The sequence below is a fragment of the Streptomyces sp. NPDC054794 genome, from assembly GCF_053611585.1.
This window is the reverse complement of sequence record NZ_JBSHAQ010000114.1, coordinates 1-10,010: the sequence shown is the minus strand read 5'-3', so window position 1 is coordinate 10,010 and position 10,010 is coordinate 1. Positions and strand designations below refer to the sequence as shown.

Genomic DNA, 10,010 nt, shown 5'->3' with positions numbered 1-10,010 from the left:
GCCGGAATGCCGCTGACGTCGCGCCACGACGCGACGTCACGACCGTCGATCCGGATGGCGATCCACCGCCCGCCGAGGCCTTCGGCGGTCAGGGCTGAGGTGCCGAAGCTGGGAGTAGCCATGGTGTCGCTCCTGTCGTGGTCCGCCTGCGTTACGACGGCCGCCGATCCGGCGAGGGCCACGACGCAGGCGAACACGCCGGCGACGGCAAGACGTCGACGCTGGCGCCGCCTCGTCCCTGAGTGGACCGCTTCGTCGATATCGATGTGGTCGGCGGGAGCGCTGATGCTGATAGCCGCGATACGCGCGGCAAGTTCGTCCGGCGCCTGGTCGGGGTTCACGATGCTCCTTCGATCCTGGTCGGTCGTACGTCCTTGGTGGGTCGCGTCCGGAGCACGGAGCGCAGAGCCTCCAGGCCGCGGCTCGTCTGGCTCTTGACGTTGCCCGGACTCGTCCTGAGCAGGGCCGCGGCCTGCTCGACGGACAGATCCTCGAAGAAGCGCAAAACGAGCACGGTCCGCTGCCCGACCGGGATCGTCAGCAGCGCGGCGATCAGCTCGTCGTCACGCTCGTCCGTACTGGTGTGCGGGTGCGCGTGTAACGAGGCCACATCCGCCTCGCTGATCTCACGTCTGGCCGGTCGACGTCGGTAGTCGGTGTGCAGGTTGCACAGGATCCGACGGACGTACGCACGCGGATCGCCGCCTGCCACCACCTTGCCCCACCTGGAGTAGAGCCGTCCGAGCGCGTCCTGGACGAGGTCATCGGCGAGGTACCAGTCACCGCAGAGCAGAAACGCCGTCGTCCGCAGGCGCGTTCGATGCTCGAGCACCCAGGAACGGAAGTCGCTCTCGCGGGAATGATCGGTCACGCTCTCCCTCGTCTCACGCATCGAAGCGTCGGACCCACGTAGACCCAGATCCGCCTCTCCCTACGCCCTACACGGAACCCGCGCCGCCTAGGGTTGCACGGGGCCGCGAACTCCGTGCCTAAGCCTTGATCTGCATCACTCATTGACGGACAACATCAGGCGAGCAGGACTCGCTTGCGAAGGACTGCGAAGCCGGCTCGGCCGAACATCTGGCGCTTGAGCATCTTGATCCGGTGGCGGTCGCGAAGTTCACCTGGAGCGGCCGGGAGCGGCTGAGCCTGCTGCGTACTGGAGAACGCGCTGGTGCTCCACGCGATGCGCTGGCCCGACGAGATCCGTGACCCCTCCGAGCTGTATCCGCCGGCGGTGGAGGTGTCGCAGGAGGAGGTCGACGAGGCCGTGCTGCTCATCGACCGGATGGCCACCGACCGGCTGGAGGGCGCGGACTTCGTCGACCACTACACCGAGGCACTGGAGAAGGTGATCGAGGCGAAGCGGGAGGAAAAGCCCCCTGCCGCAAGTGCCGGAGCCGGAGATCCAACCGGGCAAGATGGTGGACCTGATGGCCGCGCTGCAGGAATCCGTGGCCAAGGCGCAGGCCTCCCGTGGCGAGGACACCGAGGCCCGACGTCCACGAAATGCCCCAGAAGACCGTCCCCAAGAAGGCGGCGAAGAAGACACCGGCCACGAAGGCCACCGCGAAGAAGAGCACGGCCGGCAAGACGACCGCGAAGAAGACGACGGGCCGCGGGCCGCGCAGCGCCTAGTCCAGGATGCCGAGGGCGGTGTCCGGGCGGCAGTGGATGCATGCGGCTACCTGCCGGCGCAGCGCGTCGAGTGCCTGCTGCCGGGTGGCCGGGCGGCATCGTCCGCTCTTCGCGCCCGCCCAGCAGTCGCCGGTGTGCACGGCGTCGATGTTCTGTTTGTTGAGTCCGTACTGGATCAGCCATGCGGGCGGGTCCGGGCGCATCTGCTCGCCGCCGCGGCGGCGTTCCGCGTCCCGCCGTTCCTCGTCGGCGATCCAGGTATCGAGTTGGGCGAGGGCTGCCGTCGCTTGCTGGACCATGACGCGGCGGGCGAAGTGGAGCAGCTGGAGCCGCGACGGCGCTTCCTCGTTCACATGTTCGATTCTATGGTCAGGGGGGAACAACCGCCACATCAGGGACAGTGATCCACTGCACTGCGAGAGCGGCCGAAGCTGCTGGGTAGCATCCGGCCATGGCTCAGAAAATTGTGACCGTTTACTCGGACGACCTCACCGGTGCGGAGTCGGACGAGGTCAGCACGCACAGGTTTTCCCTGAACGGCATTAACTATGAAATCGACCTCAACCCGGATAGCTATGACAAATTGGATGCGGCGCTCCGGCCGTTCATCGATAAAGGTCGGAAGGTAGGCCGGACGAAGGAGACAGGTCGGGCACGCAGGGACGCCGCGGCTGGCCCCAGTGCGGAAGAGGTTCGTGCGTGGGCTCGGCAGAACGGCTATGAGGTGAACGACCGTGGTCGTGTCCCCAAGGAAATCCGAGACGCGTTCGACGCCTCCCACTGACTCGCGAATGACCGCCCCCGGCAGCGCTGGACCGGTGCCGGCACTGTTTCCTGGCCGCCCTCGGCATGATCCCGGGCCGGGCGCCGGGCACGGTGGAGCAGGTCGTCGCCGATGTGCGGGCCGCGGCGTTCCAGGCGGGCGCGTCACCGGTGATCCTTGTCGACCGGACCGAGGGCATACGTCGTGGCTGAGCCGGGCCGGTACCACCTCACGCTGACGACTGAGGGGCGGACGGTCATGCAGGGCTGGTGGGATGTCCGGTCGACGGCGGAGCGGATGTTCGCGTCGTGGATCGGCTCGTACGGCAGCCTGCCGGGCGCCACCGTCGTGCTCCGGGAGCATGCTGCCGAGGGCGAGCGGGTGGTGGATGTATGGCAAGCCGATACGGACGCTTGACCGGGGCCGTGACCCGCGCCGTCAGGGTGCGTTTATCCCGTGACGCGTGTGCAGGCCATCATCACGGACCGGGAATTGCCCCCGGCGTCCGGGGCAGGCACGCCCATGGGAGGCCCGCGTGAACGATGGGCAGTCCCACGCGCGCACCTGGTCACCGTGAATGCGCCTCCCGGCGCAGCCGTGAAAGGGGAGGGAGGTGGCGTCAGCCCGGTCTGCGCCAGGTGAGTTCGGCGGGGCGGTCTGTGCCCCAGAGGCGGGTGGGGGTGGGCAGGCTCAGCTTCAGGACGTCGTCTTCGAAGCTGACTGTCCTGACCTGCGGTTGTCCGACCCAGTTCGGGAAGAGGCTGGTCGTGACGTGATGCTCGACGGTCGACGGGTCGACGACGTGGAAGGGACCGGCGTAGGCGACGTAGGTCAGTGCTGCGTGCGCCAGTTCGGCTGCCGCGGCTTCCTCGAGACGATCGGATCCCGTGTGCGGGCGGTCGCCGCGGCTCAGCTGGGCGGACATGTAGCCGTGGGGGGTGTAGATGATCAGCCCGTGTGGCCTGGGGCCGAGGGGGTGGATGATCTGGCCGTCGACGCTTGTCGCGGTGTACGACACGAGTTCCCAGACGCCCGTCAGCTTCTTGCGCAGGTCTTCGCGGGCATGGCGTTCGCTGCGTGCCGCCGCTTGGTCGTTGGTTGTCATGGATGAGCTCCTTTCATCGGTGGCTTCGGTGGCTTCGGTGTCCGGCCCCGGTGCGTGCGGTGTCCCACGGCGACGGGACGAGCCACAGCCGGCCTCGCCTGGGCGCCTGCTGGTGTTCGGTGACGGCCGACCACGGCGTGCGGCACGGGGGCTCGCCCGGTGGACAGCGCGCTCATGGTGTGTTGGGGGAGGGGAGAGCGGAGGGGTCCTGTGGGGCGTGGAGGCTGTGGAGGTCAGGCGCGTGTGCGTTCGCCGTCGACGAGTCGCCACAGGTGCAGTGGGTTGGCCTCGCGCAGCGGCTCGGGCAGCAGTTCGTCGGGGAAGCCCTGGTAGGTGACGGGCCGCAGGAATCGCTCGATCGCGCTCATGCCGACGGAGGTGAAGCGGCTGTCGGAGGTGGCCGGGAAGGGGCCTGTGTGGACGGAGGCGTGGGAGACCTCTTGCGGTATGGAGAAGGCGTTGATCACGATGCGGCCGGTGCGGCGCTCCAGGATCGGCAGGAGCTGTGCGGCGGCGGCGCGGTCGGATGCGTCGGCGTGCATGGTGGCCGACAGCTGTCCCCTGAAGGCGCGGGCCACCTCGTGCAGTTGCTGCATGTCGGTCAGCCGGACCAGCAGGATGGACGGGCCGAAGACCTCCTCACGCAGGGCCGGTTCGGCCAGTACTTGCTCACCGGTGACCTCGTGCAGCAGAGACTGGCCGTCCCCTGCGCGGACCGGGGCCGCTCCGGCGCCGATCCGGGTGGCGCCGTCCTCCTCCATCCGCCGTACGTTGCGGGTGTAGGAGTCGTGAATGCCGGGCGTGAGCATGGTCCGCGCGGCTGTCTTTTCCACCTCGGCCGTCGCCGCGTCACGCAGCTGGGTGAAGCCGGGCCCGTCGATGGCGAGGAGGATGGCGGGCTTCAGGCAGGCCTGCCCGACGTTGTACTGCGCGTACTGGGCAAGGCCGGCACCGATCTGTGCGCCCCGGGCTGCCAGGGCGGCGGGCAGGACGAAGGTCGGGTTGACGCTGGTCATCTCGGTGAACACGGGGATGGGGTCGGGACGCTGCTGGGCCCGGCGGTAGAGGGCCATGCCGCCGCCCTCGGAGCCGGTGAAGGTGACCGCCCGCGCCAGGGGGTGCTCCACCAGTGCCTCGCCGATCTCGTTGCCTGCGCCCCGGACCAGCGAGAAGACGCCTTCGTGCAGTCCCGCTTGGGCGATGGCCTGCTGGATGGCGCGGCCCTGGATCTCGCAGGCACCGGGATGGGCGTTGTGCGCCTTGAGGACAACGGGGCAGCCAGCGGCCAGAGCGGAGGCGGTGTCGCCGCCTGCGACGGAGTAGGAGATCGGGAAGTTGCTGGCGCCGAAGATCACCACGGGGCCCAGGGCCACCTTCTGCATCCGGTGGTCCATGCGCGGTGCGGGCTGCCGGTCCGGCTGTGCGGGGTCGATGGCCGCCTGGAGGAACCGGCCCTGACGGACGACGGCGGCGAACTTGCGGAAGTGCGCGGCGGCCCTGAGGGTCTCACCCTCGAACTGGGCTGCGGGCAGGCCGGTCTCCAGCGAGGTGCGTTCTGCGAGTTCGTCCTTGACCGCCTCCAGCTTGTCCGCGATGAGGTCGAGGAATGCGGCACGCTCGGCCAGGGAGGTGTGGCTGTAGCTGTCGAAGGCCTCGTCGGCGAGGCGCAGAGCGCGGTCGGCCTCGGCGGGGCCGCCGAAGGCGAATGCGGGCTCGAGGAGTTCTCCGGTGGCGGGATTGAGCGCCTTCATCGTTCCCGCGGTGGCGGCCACGTGGGCCGCTGCGATCAGTAGTTCTCCGGTCAGCGTCATGCCTGGGCTCCCTTGAATGCGGCGGTGAGTTCGTCCGTGGTGACGATGGCGTGGGCGTAGGTGGGGCCGTTCAGTTCGTGCGCGGCGTGCATCTCCTCGGGGAGAAAGGCCGCAGTGGCGTCACGCACCAGCGTCACGTGGTAGCCGAGTTCCATGGCGAACCGGCCGGTGGACTCGATGCAGGTGTTCGCCAGCAGGCCGATCACCACGACGTGGGTGATGCCGTGCTGCTTGAGCTGGAGGTCCAGGTCGGTGTTGGCGAACCCGCTTTGCGCCCAGTGCTCCTGGGCGACGACATCGCCGGGCTGCGGCTGGAAGTCGGGGTGGAACTCCCCACCCCAGGTGCCGCGGGCGAAGCTGTGCCGCTCCTGGATCTTTTGCTGGGTGGGATTGGGGTGGTCCCAGCTCTCGTAGTCGCCCGGCTCCCAGCGGCGGTGCGGGACGAACACCACGCGTACGCCGCTCTGGCGGGCGGAAGCGACCACCGAGCGCAGGTGGTCGATCAGGCCGGTCTCGGCCGCCATGGGCTCCAGGCGCGGCCAGATCTTGCCGCCCTCGGAGAGGAAGTCGTTGTAGGGATCGACGAGCAGGACCGCCGTGCGGCGGGGGACGTAGGTCTCGGTCATGGTGTCTTCTCCATTCTGGATGACAGTCGACATCCAGATTTGAGGATTGCTTCCATCATCTTGAAAGTCAAATAGATGCAGATCGAAGCGGCATTTTGCGTCATGTGTATGATGTGAATCATCTATTTGTCCGGCGGCATGCGCCGCTCCTCGAAGGGAGGCCCGACATGGGGCACTCGCAGGCGGACAAGGCGGCATCCCGTGAGCGGGTGCTGCGGGTGGCGGCCCGCAAGGTCCGCGCCGAGGGCGTGAACCGCCCCGGTGTCGCCGACCTCATGAAGGAGGCCGGACTGACGCACGGCGGCTTCTACAAGCACTTCGCTTCCCGGGACGACCTGATCGCCCAGGCCTCGGCCGTGGCCCTGGCCGAGGGCTCGGCGAAAATGGAGAGAGCCGCGCGGAAGAACGAACAGGATCCGCGTGCCGGCCTCGTCGGCGCCTACCTCGCCCCACAGCACCGCGACGCGCCGGCCACCGGCTGCGCCCTGGTCACCCTCGGTGCCGCTGCCGGACGCGGCGACCAGCACTTCAAAGAGGCCTACGAGAAACAGGTCCGCGCCTACCTCGACCTGATCGTCGGCCTCGGCGACGACTCCGAGCAGGCCCGCGCCGAGGCGATGCTCACGCTCAGCGCCTTGGTCGGCGCCACGCTCATGGCCCGGGCCGTGGCCGATCCCGACCTCTCCGACGAACTGCTGGAAACGGTTGCCGGCCAGCTCGGGCTGCACGAGTCGGGGGCCCCGTCCGACGCCGCCTGACGTGTACCGGGACGGATTGGTCGCCGTCCGGCCAGGTACCCAGGCCGCATCCGGCGCAGCGCGGTGGGATGATCTCCGGCCGATGCTGTGCGCGGGCCCACCGCCAGGTTCTCGTCCGCGCCCGCCCAAGACGCCGTCGCGGCGCGGCCGGCTTGCCGGCCGTGGGCGCAGTGCCTGGTCTGCCGCCCGGAAGCGGCGTCAGCGGCCGTGCCCAGGGTGTGAGGGGCCTGGCGCCGCGGCATCGGCCGGGGCTTCCAGGTCGTCCGCAGCCGTCTTTGGGGCTGTCGGCTCGCGGCGGGCCCCGGAGCCTGCGGCGGCTCGGACGCAGGCCCAGGCGGACGGCTCGACCGCCGGACACGTGGAGGCAGGCCAACCGTCAGATGAGTGGCGCGAGTTGCACACTGCGTCCGAGGGTCGCGGGCAGTCCAGGGTTCAGCGTTTTTGCCGCAGTTCAGTATTTTTGGGATTTTCACGGGGATCCTCTGGTGCGGGACGGGTGGAACAGTTGCGTCCGCCTGGGCGGCACGGGGCGGCATCCGCACGGCCTCGTCACCGCTCACGAGGGGCGATGGGTCACGCCCCGACTGACACAAGGGGTGTGGGGGTGCGCAGTCACGGACTGGGCGTCAGTGGCTGTTCGGCCCAGATGAGTTTTCCCTCCGGTGTGTGGCGGGTTCCCCATCTGCGGGACAGCTGTGAGACGAGGAGGAGGCCGCGGCCGTTCTCGTCCATCGTGTGGGGGTGGCGCAGGCGCGGGTGGCTGGTGCTGGTGTCGTAGACCTCGCAGGTCAGCGCCTCGTGGCGGATGAGGCGCAGGTCGATCGTGCCGTCGCTGTGCTGGATGGCGTTGGTGACCAGTTCGCTGACGATCAGTTCCGTGGACGGGGACAGGTGATCCAGTCCCCACTGGGCCAGTTGCCCGGTGGCCAGGGCCCGGGCGCGGCTGACGACGGCCGGGTCGGCCGGAAGCTCCCAGGAAGCGACCTGGTTCGGGCCGAGTGCGCGGGTCTGGGCGAGGAGCAGGGTGACGTCGTCGTCCGGTGCGCTGGCCGAGAGGGTGTCCACCACCGACGCGCTGAGTTCGTCCAGCGGGAGGCCGGGCTGCGCCAGGGCGGTGCTCAGGCGGTGCATTCCGGTGTCGATGTCGTGGTTGCGGTCCTCGATCAGGCCGTCGGTGTAGAGGGCGAGCACACTGTGCTCGGGCAACTGAAGTGTCACGGATTCGAAGGGGACCAGTCCGAGGCCGAGCGGCGCTCCGGTGGGCAGATCGGGAAAGGTGACGCCTCCGTGCGGATCGATGATCGCGGGCGGCGTGTGGCCGGCCCGCGCGATCGTGCAGCGCCGGGTCACCGGGTCGTACACGGCATACAGGCACGTGGCGGCCATCGTTGCCCCGGCCGGGTCCCTGGGGTCGGCATCGGCCTCGGCGAGGCGGATGACCTGCTCGTCGAGACGGGCCATCAATTCATCGGGAGGCATGTCCATGCTGGCCAGGGTGTGTACGGCGGTGCGGAGCTGACCCATTGTCGCGGCCGCATTGATGCCGTGCCCGACCACATCTCCGACGACCAGGGCCACCCGGGCGCCAGGCAGCGCAATCACATCGAACCAGTCGCCCCCGACGCCGTGGTGACTGTCGGCCGGCACGTAGCGCCAGGCCACGTCGGCGGCGGACCCGCCCGTTGCGCGGTGGGGGAGCAGGTGGCGCTGCAGGGCCAGGGCCGCGGAGCGTTCGCGCGCGTACTGGCGGGCGTTGTCCAAGGCCAGCGCGGCCCAACTGACCAGTTCCTCGGCCAGGAGCAGGTCGTCCTCCTCGAACGGCGCACGGTCAGCCGTCCGCACGAACATCGCCACGCCCAGCACGGCACCGCGCGCGTGGATCGGGACGACCATCAGTGAGTGCGCCGTGCCGTCGTGGATCGCAGCCCGCGCCGCATCGTGGTGCTCCGCCCAGGTGCTGGGCGAGGCGTCCAGCGCTGGCTCGAAGTGGGACTTTCCAGAGAGCAGGACGCCGGCGAAGGGCGACGCCGGTGGGACGGGGACCGGCTCCCCCCGCGGGATTGGGGAGCCCGGGGCCCCCTGGTGGCTCGAGGCCAGGCCCGCGCGGCGGAACGCGCGGGGGCGTCCGCCCTGGCCGAGGCGGGCCAGGGGCCCCTCGCCGAGGGGAACCGACTCCGCCAGGTCGACGGTGGCGTAGTCCGCGAGGAGCGGCACCGCGAGGTCGGCCAGTTCCTGGCCGGTCTGCATGACGTCCAGGGTGGTTCCGATCCGCTTGCTGGCCTCGCCCAGAATCGCCAGACGCTCGCGGGCAAGTCGGCTGTCGGTGACATCCACGCTCACGGCGCACACGCCCAGGGCACGGCCCTGTGCGTCGTCGAGGCGGAAGAAGGAGGCTGTCAGCGTGCGTTCCTTGCGTGCCTGCGGCGGCAGGAACGCCCGGTATTCCACGTTGAGCGTCGGGACGCCGCTCTGCAGCACCTGGCGCATCAGTGCCTCGAGCGTTTCGGCCTCGCCGCCGGGGGCCGCCTCTGTCAGCCTGCGCCCCAGCCGCCGGGTTAGGGGGATGCCGTCCTTGAGGCCCTGGGTGTCGTTCACCCAGGTGCAGCGCAGCTCGGTGTCGCGTATCGCGACACCGACCGGCAGGCGGCTGGGGAGATGCAGCGCCCCCGGCAGCGAGGGATGCGCCGCTCCGTGCGCCGCCCACGAGGGAGGTGTGGCCTTGTCGCTCGCCGAGACGACCCACTGGGCCCGGCCGTCCTGTCCGGACAGGGACTGCACGCACAGGCGCACGTCGATCCTGTGGCCGTCGCGATGACGGACCTTCGCGAAGCCGGACCAGCGGCCGGGGGAGGTGCCCTGCTCGAAGAACGCCGAGACTTTCGCCCTGTCCTCGCCGTCCGCCAGCAGGATGGCAGCGGAGCGGCCCACCACGTCCGCGGGCGCGTAGCCGACAAGCTGCTCGGCGGCCTGCGTCCACCCGACCACCCTCTCATCCGCATCCAGCAGGGCTATGGCCGCGCCGGCGCTGGCCGCCTCAACGGCCGTCTGGGCCACGGTGAATACCGCTTCCATGGAACTGCCCATCGATCATCCCTTTCTGTGTCCCCCGCGTCTGCGTCCCCCGTGGTGAGGCGTGCCGGGTGGCCGGCCGTTGTGCTCGCGCGCCGGTCACCGGCCACCAGCGGTGCTGCCGCCCCCCCCAAGCGCCAGGACTCACGCGTGCCGCCCCGCGGCCCCGGCAGAAAGTGCCCGCCCAGGGCGGCAGACCCGGGGAGCGGACGTGCGCCGGGGGCGGGGATTCTCCGCCCC

At 69.9% G+C, this 10,010-nt stretch carries 13 protein-coding genes; 5 read left to right on the top strand and 8 right to left on the bottom strand.

Going from position 1 to position 10,010, the window contains the following annotated elements; translation table 11 throughout:
* From ACWGKT_RS47845 to ACWGKT_RS47835, 3 genes are all read right to left on the bottom strand, one after another.
* The coding region (locus tag ACWGKT_RS47845; protein WP_453278716.1) for a hypothetical protein at positions 1-341 on the bottom strand (341 nt) is incomplete at its 3' end.
* On the bottom strand, positions 338-871 hold the full coding sequence (locus ACWGKT_RS47840; RefSeq protein WP_453278715.1) for a SigE family RNA polymerase sigma factor: 534 nt from the start codon (positions 869-871) through the stop codon (positions 338-340). The genes ACWGKT_RS47845 and ACWGKT_RS47840, both read right to left, overlap by 4 nt.
* Before the next feature lie 155 nt (positions 872-1,026).
* Positions 1,027-1,281: a hypothetical protein gene (locus tag ACWGKT_RS47835; protein WP_453278717.1), complete on the bottom strand. Its 255-nt coding sequence runs from the start codon at positions 1,279-1,281 to the stop codon at positions 1,027-1,029.
* A gap of 228 nt (positions 1,282-1,509) precedes the next feature.
* On the opposite strand from ACWGKT_RS47835, the gene ACWGKT_RS47830 reads away from it, so the two are divergent.
* Complete coding sequence (locus ACWGKT_RS47830) at positions 1,510-1,638, top strand: hypothetical protein (RefSeq protein WP_453278714.1); 129 nt, start codon at positions 1,510-1,512, stop codon at positions 1,636-1,638.
* On the opposite strand, the gene ACWGKT_RS47825 is transcribed toward ACWGKT_RS47830, so the two are convergent.
* A complete protein-coding gene (locus tag ACWGKT_RS47825) occupies positions 1,635-1,991 on the bottom strand; it encodes a DUF6233 domain-containing protein (RefSeq protein WP_453278713.1) in 357 nt (118 codons plus the stop codon). The two genes, ACWGKT_RS47830 and ACWGKT_RS47825, sit on opposite strands and share 4 nt — an antisense overlap.
* 98 nt (positions 1,992-2,089) lie before the next feature.
* On the opposite strand from ACWGKT_RS47825, the gene ACWGKT_RS47820 reads away from it, so the two are divergent.
* The 3 genes from ACWGKT_RS47820 (at position 2,090) to ACWGKT_RS47810 (ending at position 2,818) form a co-directional block, all read left to right on the top strand.
* Complete coding sequence (locus ACWGKT_RS47820) at positions 2,090-2,422, top strand: histone-like nucleoid-structuring protein Lsr2 (RefSeq protein WP_453278712.1); 333 nt, start codon at positions 2,090-2,092, stop codon at positions 2,420-2,422.
* A 65-nt stretch (positions 2,423-2,487) separates the two neighbouring features.
* Entirely contained in the window at positions 2,488-2,613 is a 126-nt protein-coding gene (locus tag ACWGKT_RS47815; RefSeq protein ID WP_453278711.1) for a hypothetical protein, read from the top strand.
* Positions 2,606-2,818, top strand: coding sequence for a hypothetical protein (locus tag ACWGKT_RS47810; RefSeq protein WP_453278710.1), 213 nt, complete (start codon positions 2,606-2,608; stop codon positions 2,816-2,818). The genes ACWGKT_RS47815 and ACWGKT_RS47810 overlap by 8 nt, the downstream gene beginning before the upstream one ends.
* A 202-nt stretch (positions 2,819-3,020) precedes the next feature.
* Here the strand turns inward: ACWGKT_RS47810 and ACWGKT_RS47805 are convergent, their stop codons facing one another.
* The 3 genes from ACWGKT_RS47805 to ACWGKT_RS47795 form a co-directional block, all read right to left on the bottom strand.
* Positions 3,021-3,506 (bottom strand): lipocalin-like domain-containing protein, encoded by a 486-nt coding sequence (locus tag ACWGKT_RS47805; protein WP_453278709.1) that lies wholly within the window; start codon positions 3,504-3,506, stop codon positions 3,021-3,023.
* Between the two features lie 233 nt (positions 3,507-3,739).
* Entirely contained in the window at positions 3,740-5,317 is a 1,578-nt protein-coding gene (locus ACWGKT_RS47800) for an aldehyde dehydrogenase (NADP(+)) (RefSeq protein ID WP_453278708.1), read from the bottom strand.
* A complete protein-coding gene (locus ACWGKT_RS47795; RefSeq protein ID WP_453278707.1) occupies positions 5,314-5,943 on the bottom strand; it encodes an isochorismatase family cysteine hydrolase in 630 nt (209 codons plus the stop codon). Before ACWGKT_RS47795 ends, ACWGKT_RS47800 begins: the two co-directional genes overlap by 4 nt.
* A gap of 167 nt (positions 5,944-6,110) precedes the next feature.
* Between ACWGKT_RS47795 and ACWGKT_RS47790 the strand changes: the two genes are divergently transcribed.
* On the top strand, positions 6,111-6,701 hold the full coding sequence (locus ACWGKT_RS47790; protein ID WP_453278706.1) for a TetR/AcrR family transcriptional regulator: 591 nt from the start codon (positions 6,111-6,113) through the stop codon (positions 6,699-6,701).
* A gap of 612 nt (positions 6,702-7,313) precedes the next feature.
* Here ACWGKT_RS47790 and ACWGKT_RS47785 read toward each other — a convergent pair.
* Positions 7,314-9,785, bottom strand: a complete 2,472-nt coding sequence (locus ACWGKT_RS47785; protein WP_453278705.1) for a SpoIIE family protein phosphatase — start codon at positions 9,783-9,785, stop codon at positions 7,314-7,316.
* Positions 9,786-10,010 lie beyond the last annotated feature (225 nt).